Source organism: Streptomyces sp. R-07 (assembly GCF_049913175.1).
Lineage (GTDB): Bacteria > Actinomycetota > Actinomycetes > Streptomycetales > Streptomycetaceae > Streptomyces.
In genome coordinates this window covers 1,269,675-1,292,313 of sequence record NZ_CP183978.1, presented here as the reverse complement: position 1 = coordinate 1,292,313, position 22,639 = coordinate 1,269,675, and the positions used below count along the sequence as shown (strand labels likewise).

General features: G+C 73.1%; 20 protein-coding genes. 13 read left to right on the top strand and 7 right to left on the bottom strand.

Features of this window, described 5'->3' with window-relative positions:
• Positions 1-90 precede the first annotated feature (90 nt).
• Entirely contained in the window at positions 91-2,220 is a 2,130-nt protein-coding gene (locus tag ACN9M0_RS05710; protein ID WP_426403236.1) for a primosomal protein N', read from the top strand.
• 55 nt (positions 2,221-2,275) lie between these two features.
• Here the strand turns inward: ACN9M0_RS05710 and ACN9M0_RS05705 are convergent, their stop codons facing one another.
• Complete coding sequence (locus ACN9M0_RS05705) at positions 2,276-2,794, bottom strand: hypothetical protein (protein WP_366042244.1); 519 nt, start codon at positions 2,792-2,794, stop codon at positions 2,276-2,278.
• A gap of 227 nt (positions 2,795-3,021) precedes the next feature.
• On the opposite strand from ACN9M0_RS05705, the gene fmt reads away from it, so the two are divergent.
• The 7 genes from fmt (at position 3,022) to ACN9M0_RS05670 (ending at position 9,991) form a co-directional block, all read left to right on the top strand.
• Positions 3,022-3,954 carry a methionyl-tRNA formyltransferase gene (gene fmt, locus ACN9M0_RS05700; protein WP_426403235.1) on the top strand — a complete coding sequence of 311 codons (933 nt, stop codon included), beginning with the start codon at positions 3,022-3,024 and terminating at the stop codon, positions 3,952-3,954.
• Positions 3,955-4,024: 70 nt separating this feature from the next.
• Positions 4,025-5,437, top strand: a complete 1,413-nt coding sequence (locus ACN9M0_RS05695) for an RsmB/NOP family class I SAM-dependent RNA methyltransferase (RefSeq protein WP_366042246.1) — start codon at positions 4,025-4,027, stop codon at positions 5,435-5,437.
• Between the two features lie 151 nt (positions 5,438-5,588).
• Entirely contained in the window at positions 5,589-6,272 is a 684-nt protein-coding gene (rpe, locus tag ACN9M0_RS05690; protein ID WP_033203260.1) for a ribulose-phosphate 3-epimerase, read from the top strand.
• A gap of 134 nt (positions 6,273-6,406) precedes the next feature.
• The gene (locus tag ACN9M0_RS05685; protein ID WP_366042247.1) at positions 6,407-7,456 is read left to right on the top strand and encodes a sugar-binding transcriptional regulator; all 1,050 of its coding nucleotides are present in this window, start codon (positions 6,407-6,409) and stop codon (positions 7,454-7,456) included.
• Positions 7,457-7,687: 231 nt separating this feature from the next.
• Positions 7,688-8,122 (top strand): ribonuclease domain-containing protein, encoded by a 435-nt coding sequence (locus tag ACN9M0_RS05680; protein WP_426403234.1) that lies wholly within the window; start codon positions 7,688-7,690, stop codon positions 8,120-8,122.
• Positions 8,112-8,447, top strand: coding sequence for a barstar family protein (locus ACN9M0_RS05675; RefSeq protein ID WP_426403233.1), 336 nt, complete (start codon positions 8,112-8,114; stop codon positions 8,445-8,447). Before ACN9M0_RS05680 ends, ACN9M0_RS05675 begins: the two co-directional genes overlap by 11 nt.
• 101 nt (positions 8,448-8,548) lie before the next feature.
• On the top strand, positions 8,549-9,991 hold the full coding sequence (locus ACN9M0_RS05670; RefSeq protein ID WP_366042250.1) for a GuaB1 family IMP dehydrogenase-related protein: 1,443 nt from the start codon (positions 8,549-8,551) through the stop codon (positions 9,989-9,991).
• A gap of 464 nt (positions 9,992-10,455) precedes the next feature.
• On the opposite strand, the gene ACN9M0_RS05665 is transcribed toward ACN9M0_RS05670, so the two are convergent.
• A complete protein-coding gene (locus ACN9M0_RS05665) occupies positions 10,456-11,505 on the bottom strand; it encodes a GDSL-type esterase/lipase family protein (RefSeq protein WP_426403232.1) in 1,050 nt (349 codons plus the stop codon).
• Positions 11,506-11,793: 288 nt separating this feature from the next.
• Here ACN9M0_RS05665 and ACN9M0_RS05660 point away from each other — a divergent pair, with 288 nt between their 5' ends.
• Both ACN9M0_RS05660 and ACN9M0_RS05655 read left to right on the top strand, forming a co-directional pair.
• The gene (locus ACN9M0_RS05660; protein WP_426403231.1) at positions 11,794-13,281 is read left to right on the top strand and encodes an amino acid permease; all 1,488 of its coding nucleotides are present in this window, start codon (positions 11,794-11,796) and stop codon (positions 13,279-13,281) included.
• A 10-nt stretch (positions 13,282-13,291) separates the two neighbouring features.
• The gene (locus ACN9M0_RS05655; RefSeq protein ID WP_015032260.1) at positions 13,292-13,747 is read left to right on the top strand and encodes an Lrp/AsnC family transcriptional regulator; all 456 of its coding nucleotides are present in this window, start codon (positions 13,292-13,294) and stop codon (positions 13,745-13,747) included.
• A 262-nt stretch (positions 13,748-14,009) separates the two neighbouring features.
• Here the strand turns inward: ACN9M0_RS05655 and ACN9M0_RS05650 are convergent, their stop codons facing one another.
• Entirely contained in the window at positions 14,010-14,564 is a 555-nt protein-coding gene (locus ACN9M0_RS05650; protein ID WP_426403230.1) for a Repetin, read from the bottom strand.
• A gap of 287 nt (positions 14,565-14,851) precedes the next feature.
• On the opposite strand from ACN9M0_RS05650, the gene ACN9M0_RS05645 reads away from it, so the two are divergent.
• Both ACN9M0_RS05645 and ACN9M0_RS05640 read left to right on the top strand, forming a co-directional pair.
• Positions 14,852-15,658 carry a carbon-nitrogen hydrolase family protein gene (locus ACN9M0_RS05645; protein ID WP_366042255.1) on the top strand — a complete coding sequence of 269 codons (807 nt, stop codon included), beginning with the start codon at positions 14,852-14,854 and terminating at the stop codon, positions 15,656-15,658.
• Between the two features lie 58 nt (positions 15,659-15,716).
• Positions 15,717-17,414 carry a flavin monoamine oxidase family protein gene (locus tag ACN9M0_RS05640; protein ID WP_366042256.1) on the top strand — a complete coding sequence of 566 codons (1,698 nt, stop codon included), beginning with the start codon at positions 15,717-15,719 and terminating at the stop codon, positions 17,412-17,414.
• Between the two features lie 4 nt (positions 17,415-17,418).
• On the opposite strand, the gene ACN9M0_RS05635 is transcribed toward ACN9M0_RS05640, so the two are convergent.
• From ACN9M0_RS05635 to ACN9M0_RS05625, 3 genes are all read right to left on the bottom strand, one after another.
• The gene (locus tag ACN9M0_RS05635; protein ID WP_366042257.1) at positions 17,419-18,138 is read right to left on the bottom strand and encodes a DUF5995 family protein; all 720 of its coding nucleotides are present in this window, start codon (positions 18,136-18,138) and stop codon (positions 17,419-17,421) included.
• 73 nt (positions 18,139-18,211) lie between these two features.
• On the bottom strand, positions 18,212-19,606 hold the full coding sequence (locus tag ACN9M0_RS05630; protein WP_426403229.1) for a uracil-xanthine permease family protein: 1,395 nt from the start codon (positions 19,604-19,606) through the stop codon (positions 18,212-18,214).
• Between the two features lie 154 nt (positions 19,607-19,760).
• Positions 19,761-20,975 carry an MFS transporter gene (locus tag ACN9M0_RS05625; RefSeq protein WP_366042259.1) on the bottom strand — a complete coding sequence of 405 codons (1,215 nt, stop codon included), beginning with the start codon at positions 20,973-20,975 and terminating at the stop codon, positions 19,761-19,763.
• Positions 20,976-21,093: 118 nt separating this feature from the next.
• On the opposite strand from ACN9M0_RS05625, the gene ACN9M0_RS05620 reads away from it, so the two are divergent.
• The gene (locus ACN9M0_RS05620) at positions 21,094-22,218 is read left to right on the top strand and encodes an ROK family transcriptional regulator (protein WP_366042260.1); all 1,125 of its coding nucleotides are present in this window, start codon (positions 21,094-21,096) and stop codon (positions 22,216-22,218) included.
• A gap of 28 nt (positions 22,219-22,246) precedes the next feature.
• Here ACN9M0_RS05620 and ACN9M0_RS05615 read toward each other — a convergent pair whose 3' ends face one another.
• A complete protein-coding gene (locus ACN9M0_RS05615) occupies positions 22,247-22,636 on the bottom strand; it encodes a DUF6193 family natural product biosynthesis protein (protein ID WP_366042261.1) in 390 nt (129 codons plus the stop codon).
• Positions 22,637-22,639: the final 3 nt, after the last annotated feature.

Genomic DNA, 22,639 nt, shown 5'->3' with positions numbered 1-22,639 from the left:
CAGGCCACAGACGACGAAGCCCGGCACCCCCGTGGGGTGCTGGGCTTCGCGCACGTCCGGCTGTCGGTGGCGTCTGGTAGGTATGGGGCTGTGAGCAGCGAGAACGAGAAGTCCGACGAGCCCGAGCAGCTCGCGCTCATCCGGGAGACCGTCCGGAAGGCGAAGGTGCCGCGGGCCAAGCCGCGGACGTGGCGGGGGGCCGCGCTGGCCAAGGAGCTGCCGGTCGCGCGGGTCGTCGTGAACAAGGGGGCGCTCCACCTCGACCAGTTCTTCGACTACGCGGTCCCCGAGGAGCTCGACGAGACCGCCCGGCCCGGAGTGCGGGTCCGGGTGCGGTTCGGGGCGGGGTCGCATCAGGTTCGGGGCGGGCGGCGCGAGGGCGGGCGGCTGATCGACGGGTTCCTGGTGGAGCGGCGCGCCGAGTCCGACTACTCGGGGCCGCTCGCCGCGCTCGCCGACGTCGTCTCGCCCGAGCCGGTGCTCGGACCCGAGCTGCTCGGGCTCGCCCGTGCCGTCGCCGACCGGTACGCGGGCAGTCTCGCCGACGTCCTCCAGCTGGCCGTACCGCCGCGCAACGCGAGCGCCGAACGCCGGCCCTCGCCCGAGCCGCTGCCCCCGCCCGGGCCGCCTGAGCCGGGGAGCTGGACGCGGTACGAGCGCGGACCCGCGTTCCTGGACTCCCTCGCGCGCGGCGGGGCGCCCCGGGCCGTGTGGAACGCGCTGCCGGGGCCGTACTGGGCCCAGGAGATCGCCCGGGCCGTCGCCGCGACCCTCGCCTCCGGGCGGGGCGCGCTCGTCGTCGTCCCCGACGGGCGGGCCGCCGGCCGGGTCGACGCGGCGCTGACCGAGGTCCTGGGGGAGGGGCGGCACGCGCTGCTCACCGCCGAGGCGGGCCCCGAGAAGCGGTACGCGCAATGGCTCGCCGTGCGGCGCGGCGCCGTCCGGGCCGTCGTCGGCACCCGCGCCGCGATGTTCGCCCCCGTACGCGACCTCGGCCTCGCCGTCATCTGGGACGACGGCGACGGAAGCCACAGCGAACCGCACGCCCCGCAGCCCCACGCGCGCGACGTGCTGCTCCTGCGCGTCGCCCACGACCGGTGCGCCTTCCTCCTCGGCTCCACCAGTTGCACCGTCGAGGCCGCCCAGCTCGTCGAGTCCGGCTGGGCCCAGCCGCTGAACGCCGGACGCGAGCAGGTCCGCAAGGCCGCGCCCCTGATCCGGACCGTCGGCGACGGCGAACTCGCCCGCGACGAGGCCGCGCGCGCCGCCCGGCTGCCCTCGCTCGCCTGGCAGACCGTACGGGAGGGGCTCAAGACCGGGCCGGTGCTCGTGCAGGTCCCCCGCCGGGGATACGTACCGAGGCTCGCCTGCGAGCGCTGCCGGACACCCGCCCGCTGCCGGCACTGCGCCGGACCCCTCGAAGCCCCCGAGCAGCAGGAACTGCGGTGCGGCTGGTGCGGTCGCGGCGCCCCCGACTGGCATTGCGTGGAGTGCGGCTCGACCCGGCTGCGGGCCCAGGTCGTCGGCGCCCGGCGCACCGCGGAGGAGCTCGGCCGGGCGTTCCCCGCCGTGCCGGTACGGACCTCCGGACGCGACCACGTCCTGGACACCGTGCCCGGGCGCCCCGCCCTCGTCGTCTCCACCCCCGGAGCCGAACCCGTCGCCGAGGGCGGCTACGCGGCCGCGCTGCTCCTCGACGGCTGGGCCATGCTCGGCCGGCCCGACCTGCGCGCGGGTGAGGAGGCGCTGCGCCGCTGGATCGACGCGGCCTCCCTCGTGCGGGGCCAGCCCGAGGGCGGCACCGTCGTCGTCGTCGCCGAACCGACCCTCCGGCCCGTCCAGGCGCTCGTCCGCTGGGACCCCGTCGGGCACGCCCAGCGGGAGCTGGCCGAGCGGGCCGAGCTGGGCTTCCCCCCGGTCTCCCGGATGGCGGCCGTGACCGGTCCGCCGGAAGCCGTCGAAGGCTTCCTCACGGCGGCCGCGCTGCCCATGGACGCGGAGATCCTCGGACCCGTGCCGCTGCCGGTCGTACGCCCCGGCGGCACCCGCCGCCCCGGCGACCCGCCGCCCGGCGAGCAGTGGGACCGGGCCCTGGTCCGCGTCCCGCCGGGCAGCGGCGCGGCCCTGGCGGCCGCGCTCAAGCAGGCCCGCGCCGGGCGCCTCGCGCGCGGCGGCGGGGATCCGGTGCGGATCCGCGTGGACCCGCCGGACATCGGCTGACACACGGACGGCCGCCCACCCCGGGCGGGGCGGGCGGCCGTCGGAACCTCGCGCGTCAGCCGTTGCGCGGGCCGGGGAAGGCCGGCGGGCGCGGGTCCTCGCGCAGGGTGGCGCTGCCCGAGGTGGGCTGCGGCGGCATCGAACGGGCGGCGGGGACCGAGGGGAGCGTGCGGGTCACAGCCGGCTCCACCACGTGGTCCGGCTCCACGGCCACGCCCGGCTGGGGCGCGCGCCGGGCGCCGTAGCGGCGGTGGACGGCCTGCTTGGTGACCCCGAGCGCGGAACCCACCGCGTCCCAGGAGAATCCGAGCGAGCGGTCGAAGTCGACCGCCGCGGTCACCAGCGTCTCGACGCTGTCCCGCAGCTCCTGGGCGAGGCGTACGGTCGGGGCGGGCGCGCGCCCGTAGACGACGAAGCCCGTCGACGGGCCGGAGCGGCGAGGGCGGTAGACATTGCCCAGCTGGGCCGTGAGCGTGCGCAGTGCGTCCACCTGCCGCCGGACCCGCTCGATGTCCCGCACCAGCAGGTGCAGACTTGCCCGGGCTTGGGCGTCGTGGGTTGCGTGGTCGGCCATGTGAAAGCCTCTCGAACCGGCGTTTAAGGGGGCGGGTCGCCGGGGGCACAGCGACCCGATTCGGTCAATCTCTCTTGACCAACGCGCCACCGGGAGTTGGGTCACGGTGCGGGGGCGTACACGCATATGCGCGGGGCGCTCGACGCCCCGTACGCCCCCTCGGCCCCACCGGCCCTAGACTGGTGCGCTGCTCGCAACGCCCCCGGAGAGACAGGCAGTCGCCACCCATGAAGCTCGTCTTCGCAGGCACCCCCGAGGTCGCCGTCCCCGCCCTGGACGCCCTGCTCGCCTCCGGGCGGCACGAGGTGGCCGCCGTGGTCACCCGGCCGGACGCCCCCGCGGGGCGCGGCCGGCGGCTCGTCGCCAGCCCGGTGGCCCAGCGGGCGGAGGAGGCCGGGATCGAGGTCCTGAAGCCGGCCAGGCCCCGCGACGAGGAGTTCCTCGCCCGGCTGCGGGAGATCGCGCCGGACTGCTGCCCGGTCGTCGCGTACGGAGCGCTGCTGCCCAAGGTCGCCCTCGACATCCCCGCCCGCGGCTGGGTCAACCTGCACTTCTCCCTGCTGCCCGCCTGGCGCGGCGCCGCGCCGGTCCAGCACTCCCTGATGGCCGGCGACCAGGTGACGGGCGCGTCCACCTTCCTCATCGAGGAGGGCCTCGACTCCGGGCCGGTCTACGGCGTCGTCACCGAGGACGTCCGCCCGACCGACACCAGCGGCGACCTGCTCACCCGGCTCGCCTTCGCCGGCGCCGGACTGCTCGCCGCGACCATGGACGGCATCGAGGACGGCTCCCTCCACGCCGTCCCGCAGCCCGTCGAGGGCATCACGCTCGCCCCGAAGATCCAGGTCGAGGACGCCCACGTCGACTTCGCCGCCCCCGCGCTCCGGGTGGACCGCGTGGTCCGCGGCTGCACCCCGGCCCCCGGCGCCTGGACCGTCTTCCGCGGCGAACGCCTCAAGCTGATCCAGGTCACCCCGCTCCCGGACCGCACCGACCTCGCCCCCGGCGAGCTCGCGGTCGGCAAGAACAACGTGTACGTGGGCACCGGCTCGTACGCCGTCGAGCTGCTCTGGGTCCAGCCCCAGGGCAAGAAGCCCATGAAGGCCGCCGACTGGGCCCGCGGCGTGCGCATCGCACCCGGTGAGCGGCTGGGGGCGTAGGGTGCTGGCGGCTCCGCGGGCGACGTAGGCTGGGAGCGTTCGACCCGTCATTTCGTCACGCGGAGCACCTTTGAGCGAGCAGGCACGTCGTCGTCCCCACAAGCCCTACCGGCGGCCCCAGAAGGACCCCGTCCGGATGCTCGCCTTCGAGGCGTTGAGGGCGGTGGACGAGCGGGACGCCTACGCGAACCTGGTGCTGCCGCCGCTGCTGCGGAAGGCCCGGGAGAAGGGCGACTTCGACGGGCGGGACGCCGCGCTCGCGACCGAGCTCGTCTACGGGACGCTGCGCCGCCAGGGCACGTACGACGCGATCATCTCCGCCTGCATCGACCGGCCGCTGCGCGAGGTCGACCCGCCCGTGCTCGACGTCCTCGCGCTCGGCGCCCATCAGCTCCTGGGCACCCGGATCCCGACCCACGCCGCCGTCTCCGCCAGCGTCGAGCTGGCCCGGGTCGTGCTCGGCGACGGGCGGGCCAAGTTCGTGAACGCCGTGCTGCGGAAGATCTCGCAGCAGGACCTCGACGCCTGGGTCCAGCAGGTCGCCCCGCCGTACGAGAAGGACGCCGAGGACCACCTCGCCGTCGTCCACTCGCACCCCCGCTGGGTCGTCTCGGCGCTCTGGGACTCCCTCGGCGGCGGCCGCGCCGGCATCGAGGACCTCCTGGAGGCGGACAACGAGCGCCCCGAGGTCACCCTCGTCGCCCGCCCCGGCCGCTCCACCACCGAGGAGCTGGCCGAGGTCACCGAGACCCTGCCGGGCCGCTGGTCGCCGTACGCCCTGCGGATGGTCGAGGGCGGCGAGCCCGGCGCCATCGAGGCGGTCAAGGAGGGCCGGGCCGGCGTCCAGGACGAGGGCAGCCAGCTCGTCGCCATCGCCCTCGCGAACGCGCCCGTGGAGGGCACCGACGCCCGCTGGCTCGACGGCTGCGCGGGGCCCGGCGGCAAGGCCGCGCTCCTCGCCGCGCTCGCCGCCGAGCGGGGCGCCGCGCTGCTCGCCTCCGAGAAGCAGCCGCACCGCGCCCGACTGGTCGAGCGCGCCCTCGCCGGCAACCCCGGCCCGTACCAGGTGATCGCCGCCGACGGCACCCGCCCGCCGTGGCGCCCCGGCTCCTTCGACCGGGTCCTCATGGACGTGCCCTGCTCGGGTCTCGGCGCCCTGCGCCGCCGCCCCGAGGCCCGCTGGCGCCGCCGCCCCGAGGACCTGGACGGCTTCGCCCCGCTCCAGCGCGCCCTGCTCACCGAGGCGCTGAGCGCCGTGCGCGTCGGCGGCGTGGTGGGCTACGCGACCTGCTCGCCGCACCTGGCGGAGACCCGGGTGGTCGTCGACGACGTCCTGAAGAAGGTCGGCGGCGCCGAGCTGATCGACGCCCGCCCACTGCTGCCCGGCGTCCCGGCGCTCGGCGACGGCCCGGACGTCCAGCTGTGGCCGCATCTGCACGGTACGGACGCCATGTACCTGGCGCTGCTGCGCCGTACCGCCTGACCCCCCGGCCGTCCGACCCTTCGATCACCTGACCGCAATCTCCCGTTCCGTCCAGGTCCCGGACTCGTCGCTTCGTACCGAAATTGGTCTGGACCGGAACCGAAACCGCTCAGCGGCAAAGAAGTACCCAAGAACGTGGGAGGCTTGGCACATGGCGCAGATCAACCCCAGCATCCTGTCCGCGGACTTCGCCCGGCTCGCCGATGAGGCGAAGGCCGTCGGCGGTGCCGACTGGCTGCACGTCGACGTGATGGACAACCACTTCGTGCCCAACCTGACGCTGGGCGTGCCGATCGTGGAGTCGCTGGCCCGCGCGACGGACACCCCGCTCGACTGCCACCTGATGATCGAGGACCCCGACCGCTGGGCCCCGCAGTACGTCGAGGCGGGCGCCGGTTCGGTGACCTTCCACGTCGAGGCGGCGGCCGCGCCGGTGCGGCTCGCGCGGGAGATCCGGGCCAAGGGAGCGCGGGCCTCGATGGCGCTCAAGCCGGCCACGCCCATCGAGCCGTACGAGGACCTGCTCCCCGAGCTCGACATGCTCCTCATCATGACCGTCGAGCCCGGCTTCGGCGGCCAGGCCTTCCTCGACATCATGCTGCCCAAGATCCGCCGTACCCGTGAGCTGATCTCCAAGCACGGTCTGGAGCTGTGGCTCCAGGTCGACGGCGGGGTCGCCGAGTCCACGATCGAGCGGTGCGCCGAGGCCGGCGCCGACGTCTTCGTCGCCGGTTCCGCGGTGTACGGAGCGGCGGATCCGGCCGCGGCCGTCGCCTCCCTCCGGGCCCGCGCGGAGGCCGCGACCGCGTCCGCCCCGTGGGCGTGTGGCCACTGAGCCTCCGGCGGATGAACGCGGTCCGTCGGGCCGCCGACAGGACTGATCAAGGCCCGCCGGATCTGACAGGATGAACGGCGAGTCCAGAGTGTGAACGACATCGGTATGTGACTTCCGTACGTGAACAGCGGTACATGAACAGCAGTGAGGAGATCGCGGTGGCGGGTATGTCGGCGGGACGATCAGCCCTGCGGATGGGCCCCGCGGAGCTGGTGCAGGCGGCGGCCATGGCCCGCCGCTTCTACCTCGAGGGCAAGTCCAAGATCCAGATCGCCGAGGAGTTCGGCGTGAGCCGCTTCAAGGTGGCCCGGGTCCTGGAGACCGCCCTGGAGCGCGACCTCGTGCGGATCGAGATCCGCGTACCGGCCGAGCTGGACGCCGAGCGCTCCGACGCGCTCCGCGCCCGCTACGGGCTCCGCCACGCCGTCGTCGTCGAGTCCCCGGCGGAAGGCGACGACGAGTCGCCCGACCCCGAGAACCTCGGCGAGGTCGCGGCCGACCTGCTCGGCGAGCTCGTCACCGAGGGCGATGTCCTCGGCCTGGCCTGGGGCCGCTCCACCATCCACATGGCGGCGGCCCTCGACCGGCTGCCGCCCTGCACGGTCGTCCAGCTCACCGGCGTGTACGACGCCGGGACCGCCGAGCGCGGCTCGGTCGAGGCCGTGCGCCGCGCCGCCCAGGTCTCCGGCGGCGAGGCCCACCCCATCTACGCGCCCATGCTGCTGCCCGACCCGGCGACCGCCGCGGCGCTGCGCAGCCAGACCGGCATCGCGCGGGCCTTCGAGTACTTCGACAAGGTGACCGTCGCCTGCGTCTCCATCGGCTCCTGGGAGCCGGGCATCTCCACCGTGCACGACATGCTCTCCGACGCCGAGCGCGCCCACTACGCCTCGCTCGGCGTCGCCGCCGAGATGTCCGCGCACCTCTTCGACGCCGAGGGGCGCCGGGTCGGCCGCGACCTCGGCGAGCGCTGCATCACCGTCGAGGCGGACCGGCTGCGCCGGATCCCCGAGGTCGTGGCGATCGCCGGCGGCCAGCGCAAGGCGGCGGCGATCGGGGCGGTGCTCCGCTCCGGGCTCGTCACCAGCCTGGTCACCGACCGCGCCGCGGCGGACTACCTGCTCACCGAGTCGAGCCCGGGCACGCACCCGGCCCTCGACCGCAAGGACCCGGACGGCAGCTGAGCGCGGCCGTACGCAAGGACCCGGGCGGCAGCTGAGCGCGGCCGTACACAAGGAGCCGGACGGCAGCTGAGCGCGGCCGTACGCAAGGAGCCGGACGGCAGCTGAGCGCGGCCGTACGCAAGGACCCGGACGGCAGCTGAGCGCGGCCGTACGCAAGGACCCGGACGGCAGCTGAGCGCGGCCGTACGTTTCGAGCGGGCCGGAGCCATTCCCTGACGGTATGTTCGGGGCATGCTGCTCCGGCCCCTGCGCGTTCTCCTCGCGCTCGTCCTCGCCGTCTTCCTGGCCGGGTGCTCCTCCGCGGGCGGCGGGGCCGGTACCGCCGCCCCTGCCCGTACCGCCACCACCAAGGCCGCCGCCGCGCCCACCGGGACCTCCGGGCTTCCCACCGTACGGGCCGCCGAGCTGCCTCCCGAGGCGCGGCGGACACTCGGCCTCATCGCGCGCGGCGGGCCCTTCCCGTACGCCAAGGACGGAGCCGTCTTCTCGAACTTCGAGCGGATCCTGCCCCGCGAGGAGCGCGGCTACTACCACGAGTACACCGTGAAGACCCCCGGCGAACGCGACCGGGGAGCGCGCCGGATCGTCACCGGACGGAACGGCGAGACGTACTACACCGACGACCACTACGAGACCTTCCGGGAGGTGGTCACGGATGAGGTTTGACGACCCCGTCGTGCTCGACCTGACCGGAGTCACGGACAAGGCCGCCCTCATGGACCGGTGCGCCGGCGCGCTCGCGCTGCCCGACTGGTTCGGCCGCAACTGGGACGCCCTGGCGGACTGCCTCACCGACCTGCCCGAGCCGGTCACCCTCGTCGTCACCGGCTGGCAGGCGTACGCCAGGACGCGCCCGCGTGAGTGGCAGACCGCCCAGGACGTCTTCGCCACGGCGGTCGAGGAGCGCCCCACCAGCCTCTCCGTCCTCCTCGTCCTGGGGGAGTCTTCGGAGGATCCGACGAAGCACCTCCCGCAAGGCTCGGATGATTAGCCCGGGGCTGGTATTCGTACTGGCGTGGGACAATGAACTACGTGCTTTTTCCCCTGGCTGAAATGCCTAGGGGCCGATCCGAACGACTGGGATGTCAGCACGTGCGTTTCCTCAATGACGTCAAGCCGCCCTACGACCTGACGTACGACGATGTGTTCATGGTGCCGAGCCGCTCGGCCGTCGGCTCCCGCCAGGCCGTGGACCTCTCCTCGCCGGACGGGACCGGGACGACCATCCCGCTCGTCGTGGCCAACATGACCGCCATCGCCGGACGCCGGATGGCCGAGACGGTCGCCCGCCGCGGCGGCCTGGTCGTCATCCCGCAGGACATCCCGATCGAGGTCGTCACCGACGTCATCTCGTGGGTCAAGAGCCGCCACCACGTGCTCGACACCCCGATCGTCCTCGAGCCGCACCAGACGGTCGCCGACGCGCTCTCGCTGCTGCCGAAGCGCGCCCACGACGCCGGTGTCGTCGTCGACGAGAACCGCCGCCCCGTGGGTGTCGTCACCGACGCCGACCTCTCCGGCGTGGACCGCTTCACCCAGCTCTCCGAGGTCATGTCCAAGGACCTGCTGCTCCTGGACGCGGACATCGACCCGCGCGAGGCCTTCAACACCCTCGACGCCGCCAACCGCCGCTACGCCCCGGCCGTGGACGCGGACGGCAAGCTCGTCGGCATCCTCACCCGCAAGGGCGCCCTGCGCGCGACCCTCTACAGCCCCGCCGTCGACAAGAACGGGCAGCTGCGCATCGCGGCCGCCGTCGGCATCAACGGCGACGTGGCCGGCAAGGCCAAGCAGCTGCTCGACGCGGGCGTCGACACGCTCGTCATCGACACCGCGCACGGCCACCAGGAGTCGATGATCAGCGCGATCCGGACCGTGCGGGCGCTCGACCCCCACGTCCCGATCGTCGCGGGCAACATCGTCGCCGCCGAGGGCGTCAAGGACCTCATCGAGGCGGGCGCCGACATCATCAAGGTCGGCGTGGGCCCCGGCGCCATGTGCACCACCCGCATGATGACCGGCGTCGGCCGGCCGCAGTTCTCCGCCGTCCTGGAGTGCGCCGCCGAGGCGAAGAAGTACGGCAAGCACGTCTGGGCCGACGGCGGTGTCCGTCACCCGCGCGACGTCGCCATGGCACTCGCCGCCGGTGCGTCCAACGTGATGATCGGTTCCTGGTTCGCCGGTACGTACGAGTCCCCCGGCGACCTCCAGCACGACGCCAAGGGCCGTGCGTACAAGGAGTCCTTCGGCATGGCCTCGGCCCGCGCCGTCCGGAACCGGACCTCGGACGAGTCCTCCTACGACCGCGCCCGCAAGGCGCTGTTCGAGGAGGGCATCTCCACCTCGCGCATGTTCCTCGACCCGCAGCGTCCGGGCGTCGAGGACCTGATCGACTCGATCATCGCGGGCGTCCGCTCCTCGTGCACCTACGCCGGTGCCGCCTCGCTCGCCGAGTTCGAGGAGAAGTCGGTGGTCGGCATCCAGTCGGCGGCCGGTTACGCGGAGGGCAAGCCGCTGCACGCCAGCTGGAGCTAGCGCGCGCCACGCTTTACGCCTTGGGCCCCGGGACCTCGTTCCGGGGCCCAAGGCCGTTGTGGGCCGCGCCCCGCCCGTTGTGGGCAGTTGTTCAGCTGGGGCGGAACGGGTGGGCACAACGGACGGCGCCCCTTGCCGGGCCTGGGCTTCCGCGCCCGGACCCGCACCCTTGGTGCGCGCGCTCGTGGTGCGGGTCCAGGCGCGGAAGGCGGAGGCGCCCGCCGAGGGCGCCGTCCCGTGTGCCCACCCGTCCCGCCCTGGGGGTCCCCCCCCCGGACGAAGTCTGGGGGAGGGACGATTGCCCACACGGCGGGGGCACCGCCCAGTCGGGCGCGGGCCCACACGGGCGGGGCGGGGTGGCCGCCCAACGGGCGCGGCCCGCACGGGCGCGTGGCGGGGGCGGGCGCGTGGCGGGGGCGGGCACCACGGGACGGCGGGCGGGGCGCCCGTGCACGATCGGGGTCTCACGCGTGCGGCTTCAGGGCGCCCCGCAGGGTCTCCGTCACCGCTGCCGCCAGCCGGGCGTGTCCCGCGTCGTTCGGGTGCAGGCCGTCCGCCAGGTGTTCCGGGCCCAGCAGGGGGCGCCCAGAGAGGACCAGGAGGTGCCTGTCGCCCTCGGACGACAGGCACCGGCCCGCTCGTTCCATGGCCCTGCGCAGCTCCGTGAGGGTGGCCCCGAGGGCGTTGCGGGTGTGTTCGGCCTCCGGGCGCAGGACCGGCGACACGATCAGCAGCGGCGTGTCCGGGTGGCCCCGGCGGACCAGGCCGACGAAGGCCCGGACGGTCGCGTACAGCCAGTCGGCCGTCGCCGGCACCCTCGACCAGCAGTTCGTGCCGAACGCGAGCGTGATCACCTCGCCCTGGAGCCGCGCCAGGTGCTCGGCCAGGGGAAGCTCGCCCCGGGCCCCGCCCGCGTACCCCAGATTGACCGGGTCGAGGCCGAGGAGCCGTCCCGCCGTCGCGGGCCAGGAGTGCGCCGGGCGGGTCGACCACCAGCCCTCGGTGATCGAGTCGCCGTGCACGAGCCAGCGGGGCCGGGCCGGGGCGGGGGAGAGGGCGCCTCCGACGGCCCGCAGGGCGAGCGGAACGGGCGCCTGGCCCTCCGGGAGGTGGACGGTGAACACGCCGCCCCGAGCGGGCAGCGGGAGGCTCACGACGGCCTCGGGGGCCGGGGCGGCGCAGGTCTCCCCGACGAGCCGTGTGCCCTGCCACAGGGCGAAGCAGTGGCGCAGCGCGCGCAGCGGGTCGTCGGGCTCCGGGACGGCCGCCCGGTAGTGGAGTTCCACCGCGCGCGTGCCGGGCGCGGCCGTGAACTCGATCCGTACCCCGATGGGCAGCGCCGCGCGCTCGGCGATGTCCCACGGCAGCCGTTCGAGGTCGTCGGGGTCGGCGCGTACGGGCCGGCCGCCGTCCAACCAGGCCGTGCCGCGCAGGAACGGTGCCGGGTCGAGCCAGTGCACCCGAGCCTCCGATCGTCGGGTCGTCAGGGGCTCGCAGCGTCGGTCATCCGGCATGAGGAGTCCATACGCGTGAGCATGCCGGTTCACACCCGGATGTGTCGATTCATGCGGGGGAGCGCAATGTTTGCCCGTCTGTGCCCGAAGCGCGCAATGATCATCCGGCACTGCGCAACAACCCTGCATTACGACTGCGAAGCTTCGCCCCTTAGGCTCGTGCCTCGTACCAGGAGTGGCGGCGACCGCCTGCTCGGCGGTTTCCGTCCCCCGTGGGCCTGCTTCGGCATGCCCGCGCACCGCCGCGGTCCCGCTTCCGCCTACAGGCAGCGATAAGGAGCCTCCGCAGTGCTGGATCACGGCGCAGCCCCACCGGTCGACGACACGACCACCCCGAAGACCTCCGCTCTCGGCGCGCTCATCCGCCGCAAGCCGGTGGAACGCCTGGTTGAAGAGGGTGGCCAGGGTGAGGGCGGCAGCCTTCGCCGCTCGCTCTCGATGTGGCAGCTGACCATGATCAGCATCGGTGCCACGCTCGGCACCGGCATCTTCGTCGTCCTCGGCGATGCCGTCCCGAAGGCCGGTCCGGCCGTCACGATCGCCTTCGTCATCGCCGGTCTCACGGCCCTGTTCTCGGCGCTCTCGTACGCCGAGCTGGCGGGCTCCATACCGGTCGCCGGGTCCTCGTACTCGTACGCGTACGCAACGATGGGCGAACTCGTCGCCTGGGTCTGCGGCTGGTGTCTGGTCCTGGAGTACGGCGTCTCCGTCGCCGCCGTGGCGGTCGGCTGGGGTGAGTACCTCAACGAGCTGCTCGACGGGACCATCGGCGTCACGATCCCCGACGTGCTGTCGTCGGCCCCCGGCGAGGGCGGCATCATCAACCTGCCGGGTCTCATCGTCGTGATGCTCGCCATGGTCTTCCTGCTCGGCGGCGCCCGTGAGTCCGCCGTCGTCAACACGATCATGGTCGTGGTGAAGATCGTCGCGCTGGCCCTTTTCTGCTCGATCGGCTTCATGGGCTTCAAGTCCGGCAACTACAAGGACTTCATGCCGCTCGGCACGGCCGGAGTCAGCGCCGCTGGAGCCAGCCTCTTCTTCTCGTACATCGGCTTCGACGCCGCCTCCACGGCCGGCGAGGAGGCCAAGAACCCCAAGCGTGACCTGCCGCGGGCGATCATGCTCTCGCTGATCATCGTCACCGCGCTCTACGTGCTCGTCGCCGCGGTCGCGGTCGGCGCGTGGAACTGGAAGGAGTTCGAGGGCTCCGAGGCCACCCTGGCGGCGATCATGAACGACGTCACCGGCCAGCAGTTCTGGGGAACCCTGCTCGCCGCCGGCGCCGTCATCTCCATCGCCAGCGTCGTCCTGACCGTGCTCTACGGCCAGACCCGCATCCTCTTCGCGATGTCCCGCGACGGCCTGGTCCCGAAGGCCTTCGGCAAGGTCAGCGCCAAGACCGGCACCCCGCGCGTCAACACGGTGATCGTCTCCGTCTTCTGCGGCGCCCTCGCCTCGGTCATCCCGCTCGGCAAGCTCGTCGACGCCACCAGCATCGGCACCCTCTTCGCCTTCGGCCTGGTCAACATCGCGGTCATCGTGCTCCGGTACACCCGCCCCGACATGCCGCGCACCTTCAAGGTGGCCCTCGGCCCGGTCTTCCCGGTCCTCGGCTTCATCTTCTGCGCCTACAACATGTTCAGCCTCGACGCCGTCACCTGGGTCGTCTTCGGTTGCTGGATGGCCGCCGGGCTCGTGTTCTACTTCCTGTACGGCATGCGCCGCTCCCGACTGGCCACGGCTCCGGCCCTGGCAGAGGCCTCTGCAGAGAAGTGATCCACCCGTAGTGCGACTCAACGACCTCGACGAACGCATCGTCCACGCCCTCGCGGAAGACGCCCGCCGCAGCTACGCCGACATCGGCTCGCTCGTCGGACTCTCCGCACCCGCCGTGAAACGGCGCGTGGACCGGCTCCGGGCCGAGGGTGCCATCACCGGCTTCACCGTACGGGTGGACCCGGCGGCGCTCGGCTGGGAGACCGAGGGCTTCGTCGAGATCTACTGCCGCCACAACACCTCGCCGGACGACATCCGGCGAGGTCTGGAGCGGTACCCCGAGGTGGTGTCCGCGTCGACCGTCACCGGTGACGCGGACGCCGTCGTCCAGGTCTTCGCCTCGGACATGCGCCACTTCGAGCGCGTCCTGGAACGCATCGCGGGCGAGCCCTTCGTGGAGCGCACCAAGTCCGTCCTGGTGCTCTCGCCGCTCCTGCGGCGCTTCTCCTCGGGCTCGCCGGCGTAAGGGTGTGCGGCCGGGGCGGTGCGGGCCGTGGTTCCCGCACCGCCCCTCGGGGGTGTCTTGCCGATCAGGCCGGGCTCGCGGCGTCTGGCACCGCGCCTCGCCGCGTTGTCGTCGGTCGACAACGTCCCCCAGCTACCGCTGGGAGGCGCCCCCACCGCGTTGCCTCCCTCCTCCGCCTTGCGAGGCACGGCACCGGACGGTGCTCCCTGATCCGGCCTGACCGACAAGACACCCCCTCGCCCGCCCACCCCCGTGGGGCGGTCTACTCGGTCGGGTAGTCGACCTGCCAGGGCAGCACCGTGAAGTCACCGGTGCCGGGCAGCACCTTCTCGAAGGGCGCCGCGCTCAGGCACGGCGGGACCTCCAGGTTCGTGTCGCGCCCGACCCAGCTGTAACCCAGCCGGTCGCGCTTGCCGTCGTCGTGCACCGAGACGCCGACCCGCTTGTTCCGGAAGGCGTCCACGTCGGTCTCGATCACCTTGCCCGTCACCACGGCCACCTTGCCGCCCGTGGTGAGGCAGTCGACCTTCGCCACCGCGTACCCGCCCTTTCCGTCCTTGTAGTGGCTGAAGCGGAAGGTGCCGGTCGCGGCCTGCGGATCCTTGTTGTCCTTCGCCGCCAGATGCGCGTCGAAGGAGAACGTGATGTCGTCCCCGGCCGGGCGGTACAGCTTGGCCGTGCCGGTCAGCGCGGCCGCCTCCCGGACCCCGTGGTTCCCGTGCCCGTCGTTTCCCCCCGAGGCGACGGCGACACCCCCGGCCCCCAGGGTGAGCAGAACGGCGGCTGCTACGGCGACGATCTTCGTACGGCGGTTCATCGTGGTCCCCTTCGGCAGGTCGTCCGGCAGGTCTTCCGGACGACCACCACTCTTCCGCCCTGGCCGCGCGCGGGCGTCGCGCCACAGAACGGTCCTCGTCTCCGCCGCGTGGCGGGGGAGCCGTACGACCCCGGTAGGAGCCGTACGCAACGAATCGACGCCCCGATGGCCGATCGCGCAACGGTTCGACGGTCGGTCCGCAACGCTGCCGCCTTGTCCCGACGGAGCGCGAAACCGTACCGTTTTTGACGTCTTCCCCTTGTACTTTCGACCGCCGAGGATCGCCCATGCCCGCGCTGCGCACCGCCCTGCTCCAGAGCTCCGGCGAGCTCGGTGACGTGGCCGCCAACCTCAAGATCCTCGACGAGGCCGCCGCGCGCGCCGCGGAGGCCGGAGCGGGCGTGCTGCTCGCCCCCGAGCTGTTCCTGACCGGCTACGCCATCGGCGCCGACATGGCGCGCCTGGCCGAGCCGGCCGACGGCCCCTCCGCCCGCGCCGTCGCGGCCATCGCCGTGCGCCACGGCCTGGCCGTCGGCTACGGCTACCCGGAGCGGGACACCGAGCGGCACGGCGTCCTGTACAACTCCGCGCAGCTCATCGGCGCCGACGGCGTCCCGCTCGCGCGGTACCGCAAGACGCACCTCTTCGGGGACTTCGAGCTGAAGTGGTTCACCCCCGGCGACCGGGCGGTCGTCCAGGCGGAGCTCGACGGGCTCACCGTCGGCATGATGATCTGCTACGACGTCGAGTTCCCGGAGAACGTGCGGGCCCACGCGCTGGCCGGCACCGAGCTCCTCCTCGTACCGACCGCGCTCATGCACCCCGCCGAGATCGTGCCCCTCTCCGTGGTGCCGGTCCGCGCCTTCGAGAACCAGCTCTACATCGCGTACGCCAACCGGACCGGCCCCGAGGGCGCCTTCGAGTTCGTCGGCCTCTCCACCCTGGCCGGCCCCGACGGCACCGCCCGGGCCCGTGCCGGGCGCGGCGAGGAGCTCGTCATCGGCGACGTCGACCCGGCCTTCCTCGCGGCCTCCCGCGAGGAGAACCCCTACCTCCGCGACCGGCGCCCGGGCCTCTACGGCTCCCTCGTCTGAGCCGCCGCCCCACTCACCTCCCCGCCTCACCTTTTTCCGTGCAAGGAGTCCGTACCCCATGACGTCCACGGTGCCCACGACCGCCGTCCCGCACAGCGACGGCCAGCCGCCGATCACCATGTTCGGTCCGGACTTCCCGTACGCCTACGACGACTTCCTGGCCCACCCGGCCGGGCTCGGCCAGATACCGGCCACCGAGCACGGCACCGAGGTCGCCGTCATCGGCGGAGGGCTCTCCGGCATCATCGCCGCGTACGAGCTGATGAAGATGGGCCTCAAGCCCGTCGTCTACGAGGCCGACGAGATCGGCGGCCGGCTGCGCACCGTGGGCTTCGAGGGCACCGGCACCGAGGGCCTCACCGCCGAGATGGGCGCCATGCGCTTCCCGCCCTCCTCGACCGCGCTCCAGCACTACATCGACCTGGTCGGCCTGGAGACGAAGCCCTTCCCGAACCCGCTGGCCGAGTCGACCCCCTCGACCGTCGTCGACCTCAAGGGCGAGTCGCACTACGCCACCACCGTCGACGACCTGCCGCAGGTCTACCGCGACGTGATGAACGCGTGGAACGCCTGTCTCGACGAGGGCGCCGACTTCTCCGACATGAACCAGGCCATGCGCGAGCGCGACGTCCCGCGCATCCGCGAGATCTGGTCGAAGCTCGTCGAGAAGCTCGACAACCAGACCTTCTACGGCTTCCTCTGCGAGTCCGAGGCCTTCAAGTCCTTCCGGCACCGCGAGATCTTCGGCCAGGTCGGCTTCGGCACCGGCGGCTGGGACACCGACTTCCCCAACTCCATCCTGGAGATCCTCCGCGTCGTCTACACCGAGGCCGACGACCACCACCGCGGCATCGTGGGCGGCTCGCAGCAGCTGCCGCTCCGCCTCTGGGAGCGCGAGCCGGAGAAGATCGTCCACTGGGCGCAGGGCACCTCGCTCAGCTCCCTGCACGAGGGCACCCCGAAGCCGGCCGTGACGCGGCTCAACCGGACCGCCGGCAACCGGATCACGGTCACCGACGCCTCCGGCGACATCCGTACGTACCAGGCGGCGATCTTCACCGCCCAGTCCTGGATGCTGCTGTCCAAGATCGCCTGCGACGACTCGCTCTTCCCGATCGACCACTGGACGGCGATCGAGCGCACCCACTACATGGAGTCCTCGAAGCTCTTCGTGCCCGTCGACCGGCCCTTCTGGCTGGACAAGGACGAGGAGACCGGCCGGGACGTCATGTCGATGACGCTGACCGACCGGATGACCCGCGGCACCTACCTCCTGGACGAGGGCCCGGACAAGCCGGCCGTCATCTGCCTCTCGTACACCTGGTGCGACGACAGCCTGAAGTGGCTGCCGCTCTCGGCGAACGAGCGGATGGAGGTCATGCTGAAGTCGCTCGGCGAGATCTACCCGAAGGTCGACATCCGGAAGCACATCATCGGCAACCCGGTGACGGTCTCCTGGGAGAACGAGCCCTTCTTCATGGGCGCGTTCAAGGCGAACCTGCCCGGCCACTACCGCTACCAGCGCCGCCTGTTCACGCACTTCATGCAGGACAGCCTGCCGGAGGACAAGCGGGGCATCTTCCTCGCCGGCGACGACATCTCCTGGACGGCCGGCTGGGCCGAGGGCGCGGTGCAGACGGCGCTCAACGCCGTCTGGGGCGTCATGCACCACTTCGGCGGCGGCACCGACGGCACCAACCCGGGTCCGGGCGACGTGTACGACGAGATCGCCCCGGTCGAGCTGCCGGAGGACTGATTCCCTAGGGGCGTGCGAGTGGGGTGAGCAGCATCCGCCCCACCAGGCCCACCGACCGGTCGAGGCGCTCGGTGAACTCACCGGCGAGCTCGGGCAGGCCGCGCAGCTGCCAGAGCGAGCGCGCGGCGAGCCAGGCGCCGTCCCTGGCCCGGTCCAGGCTCCAGCAGCCGAGCAGATGCGTGAGCGGGTCCGCGATCTCCAGGAGGTCCGGGCCCGGCATCAGTTCCTCCCGGATGCGCTCCTCCAGGAGGACGAGGATGTCGCCGACCCGGTCGAACTCGTCCTCCAGGTCGGCCGGCGCGCACTCCAGGGTCCGGCAGGCGTCGACCACGGCGAGCGCCAGGTCGTGGCCGATGTGGGCGTTGATCCCGGCGAGCGCGAACTGCAGCGGCCGTACGCCGGGATGGCGCCGGTAGTGGAAGAGGGGCCGCCAGCAGGCGGGGGCGGGGCGGCCGGTGGTGAGGGCGTCGACCGCCGCGAGATAGCGCTCGGCGAACCGTACGTCGAGGGTGCTCGCGGCCCGTCGGTCGGCGAAGGTGCCCGCCTCGATGGCGTGGCCGATCTCCTCGGTGACCGTCAGATAGACCCGGTTGAAGACGGCGACGCCGTCGGCCGGATGCCAGGCCGAGCGGAGCGCCCGCATCCGGTCCACCACGGGGTCGACCGCCACGAACTGGCCGAGTCGCGGTCCGATCTGCTGCCCGATCTGCTGGGTCTGCGCCATGGGGGCAGGCTCCCAGCCGCCGGGCCCGGGAGGGAACTCCTCGGGCCCGGCTTACCCAGAACGGGCGAATCACTCAGTTCTTCGACACGTTCTCCGCGTTCGTCTCGTACGAGCTGGTGCCGGCGTCCAGGAGCGGTTCCTGCGTCTTGAGGTGGGCCGGGGCGAAGGCCCGCAGCACGTGGTAGCCGGTGATGACGACGATCGTGCCGAGCGCGATGCCGCCCAGCTCGAAGGTGTCGGTGAAGGTCAGCTTCACACCGCCGACGCCGATGATGATGCCGGCGGCGGCCGGGACCAGGTTGAGCGGGTTGCGCAGATCGACCTTGGCGTTGATCCAGATCTGGGCGCCGAGCAGGCCGATCATGCCGTACAGGATCACGGTGATGCCGCCGAGGACGCCGCCGGGGATCGCGGCGACGATCGCGCCGAACTTCGGGCAGAGGCCGAAGAGCAGCGCGAAGCCGGCGGCGGCCCAGTACGCGGCGGTCGAGTAGACCCGGGTGGCGGCCATGACGCCGATGTTCTCGGAGTACGTGGTGTTCGGCGGTCCGCCCACGGCCGTCGACAGCATCGAGGCGGCGCCGTCGGCGGCGATCGCGGTGCCGAGCTGGTCGTCCAGGTCGGCGCCGGTCATCTCGCCGACGGCCTTGACGTGCCCGGCGTTCTCCGCGATCAGGGCGATGACCACGGGCAGCGCGACGAGGATCGCGGACCACTCGAAGCTCGGGCCGTGGAAGGACGGCAGGCCGATCCAGTCGGCCTGTGCGACGCCGGAGAGGTCGAGCCGCCAGTGGTCGGTGACCTGGCCGCCCGGGGACATCGAGTGGATCCTGCCGAAGACGAGGTCGAAGACCCAGGAGATCCCGTAGCCGAAGACCAGGCCGAGGAAGATCGCGATCCGGGACCAGAAGCCGCGCAGACAGACCACGGCCAGGCCGGTGAACAGCATCACGAGCAGGGCCGTCCACTGGTCCTGCGGCCAGTACGTCGACGCGGTCACCGGCGCCAGGTTGAAGCCGATCAGCATGACGACGGCGCCGGTCACGATCGGCGGCATCGCCGCGTGGATGATCCGCGCGCCGAACTTCCGTACGGCCAGACCGGCCAGGAAGAGCACCGCGCCGACCACGAGGACCGCGCCGGTCACGGTGGCGCTGGTGCCGCCGGAGGCCCGGATGGCGGCGGCGACGCCGACGAAGGAGAGCGAGCAGCCCAGGTAGGACGGGACGGTGCCGCGGGTCGCGAGCAGGAAGATCGCGGTGGCGACGCCGGACATCATGATCGCGAGGTTCGGGTCCAGCCCCATGAGCACCGGGGCGACGAACGACGCCCCGAACATCGCGACGACGTGCTGGGCGCCCAGGCCGACGGTACGGGGCCAGGAGAGCCGTTCGTCCGGGCGGACGACGGCTCCCGGAGCCGGTGTTCTCCCGTCGCCGTGCAGGGTCCAGCGCACGCCGAGGTTCATGAGGTCGCTCCCGTTCTCCGGTTCCGGCGGCCGTGTCGCGACCGCAAAAGATCAGCCACATGGTATGCGCGGTATGCGCCGCCGCCGGACCTGGGACTTCGAGACGTCGAGCCCTGGGGGTGCCCTGCCGATCAGGCAGGACACCCCCAGGGGGCTACCCGACCGGACCGGCGCTCTTCGCGGGCGCGGGTGTCGCCGACGCCGCCTCCCGCCCGCCGGTCCTGAGGACGCCCGCGCCGAGGACCAGCCCCAGGGTCAGCAGGGTGACCAGGCCGAACGAGAAGACCAGGGAGGTCGCGTCGGCGATGCCGCCGATCGCCGAGGGAGCGATGAGACCCGAGGTGTACGTGATGGTGGCGACGCCCGCGATGGCCTGGCTCGGGTTCGGGCCGCTGCGCCCGGCCGCGGCGAAGGCCAGCGGGACGACGACCGCGATCCCGAGGCCGATCAGACCGAATCCGGCCATCGCGACGGCGGCGTGCGGGGCGAGGACGACCAGGACCCCGCCGAGGGTGGCGACGGCGCCCCCGACCCGTACCGTACGGACCGCCCCGAAGCGGTCCACCACCCGGTCGCCGGCCAGCCGCGCCACCGCCATCGTCAGCGCGAAGGCGGTCGTGGAGGCGGCCGCGAGCCCCGCCGAGCTGCCCAGTTCGTCGCGGAGGTAGACGGCCGACCAGTCGAGACTGGCGCCCTCCGCGAAGACCCCGCAGAAGCCGATGGCGCCGATGATCAGCGCGGACCTCGGCGGCAGCGAGAAGCGCGGCGGCGGCTCCTCCTCCGGGGAGCTGCGCACGTCGAGCACGCCCTGGCAGAGGACCAGGCCGAGCGCGGTGAGCACGAGGGCCGCGACCAGGTGGTGCAGGCGGGCGTCGCCGCCGAGGTGGGCGGCGACCGTGCCGGCTGCGGAGCCGAGCAGGGCGCCCACGCTCCACATGCCGTGCAGGCTCGACATGATGGACTTGCCGAGCCGGTTCTCGGTCTCGACGCCGAGCGCGTTCATCGCCACGTCGGACATGCCCGCGGTCGCCCCGTACACGAAGAGCGCGCCGCACAGCCCCCAGATGTTCGGGGCGAGCGAGGGCAGGGTGAGCGAGAGGGTCCACAGGGCGAGCAGGCCGCGGAGCGCCGTGCGGGCGCCGAAGCGGTGCGAGACGGCCCCGGCGAGCGGCATCGCGAGGGAGGCGCCGAGCGCGGGGAAGGCGAGAGCGAGCCCGAGCTGCCCGGCGCTGACGCCCGCGTGCTCCTGGATCCAGGGGATCCGGGTCGCGAAGCTCCCGGTGACCGAGCCGTGGACGCAGAACACGGCGGCGACGGCGAAGCGCGCCCGCCGGAGGCGATCGGTGCTGGTGACGGTCTCCGCCGCCATGGGCCCTCCCGGTGGTCATGGGTGTGCTCGTGGTGCCGCGTAAACTATCAGGAACCCTGCCTGACAAATAGACCGTGGAAGGGAGCCCCGCTCCCCACAGGTCTGAGAGGATCGCCGCATGGCCGCATCCCCGAGCACCGCACGAGCCATCAACGACCGGTTCGCCCTGCGACTGCTCCAGGACGAAGGCCCGTTGACGGCCACTCAGCTGAAGACCCTCACCGGACTCTCCCGGCCCACCGTCGCCGACCTCGTCGAGCGGCTCCAGGAGTCCGGACTCGTCCACGTCGTCGGCGAGGCCGGAGCCGAGCGCCGCGGCCCCAACGCCAAGCTGTACGGGATCGTCGCCGACCGCGCCCACCTCGCCGCCCTCGACGTCCGGACCCGCTCGGTCTCCGTCACCGTCGCCGACCTCCTCGGCACCACGCTCGCCGAGGCCTCCGTCCCCGTCGGCGACGACAACGGCACCGGACCCGCCGTCGAGAAGGCGGTCACCCTCCTGGAGCGGACCGTGAAGGAGGCGGGCGCCGACCGGCTGCACAGCGTCGCCGTCGGCGCCCCCGGGCTCATCGACCCCGCCACCGGCGAACTGCGCGACTCCTCGGGACTGCCCGCCTGGCACAGGCGGCTCGTCGCCGTCCTCCAGGAACGGCTGCCCGCCCACGTCCTCGTCGAGAACGAGACCAACCTCGCCGCCGTCGCCGAACTCCGCGAGGGCGCGGCCCGCGACCGCGAGGACTTCGTCCTCCTCTGGCTCGGCCAGGGCGTCGGCGCCGCCGTCGTCCTCGACGGCCGCCTCCGCCGGGGAGCCTCGGGCGGCGCCGGAGAGATCGGCTTCCTGCCGGTCCCCGGCACCTCCGGACTCCCCTCGGCCACCGGCTGCGACGGCGGCTTCCACGAGCTGGCCTGCGCGGCGGCCGTCGGGACCCTCGCCGCCGCCCACGGCCTCGACCCGGCCGAGGCGCTCGCCTCGGGCCACGGCCCCTTCCTCGACGACCTCGCCCGCCGCCTCGCGGTCGGCGCGGCCGCCGTCGTCTCCGTCCTGGACCCCGGCTGCGTGGTCCTCGCCGGGGAGACCGGCCACCAGGGCGGCGCCGGACTCGCCGCGCGCGTGGAGGCCGAACTCGCGGCGCTCTCCCCGCTGCGCACGGAGGTCCGCGCGACCGCCCTCGGCGACGCGGCGGTCCTCCGCGGCGCCCTCCTCAGGGCGCGGGACGCGGCCCAGGACGCGCTGTTCCCGTAGGGCCTGTCCTGTCGATCAGGCCGGAGGGTCAGCCGTCCTGCCGGCGCCGGACCTCGTTCGCGTCCCCCAGCACGGCGGGCCCGCAGTCCTCCGGGAGACTGCCCACCACCAGGGCGAACGCCTCCTCCAGGGTGTCCACCTCGCCCAGGGTGCCCACACCGAGGGGGCCCCGGACCCAGATCCGCCCCTCGTGTCTCGGGTACACCTGGCCCCCGACCTGCGCCGCAGGGAAGCCGGTGCACCGGCTGAAGAACATGACCCCGTGACTGACGCCCGGGAACAGCTGCCGCAACCGGGGCTGCGCGTGCGCCACGCGGACCGTCGCGGGGTCGACGAGTTCGCCGTCGTCCTCCAGGAGGCGACGCCACTGGGCGGCCACCACCTCGGCGGCCTCGCGGTCCTGCTCGTCGTTCGTCACGGC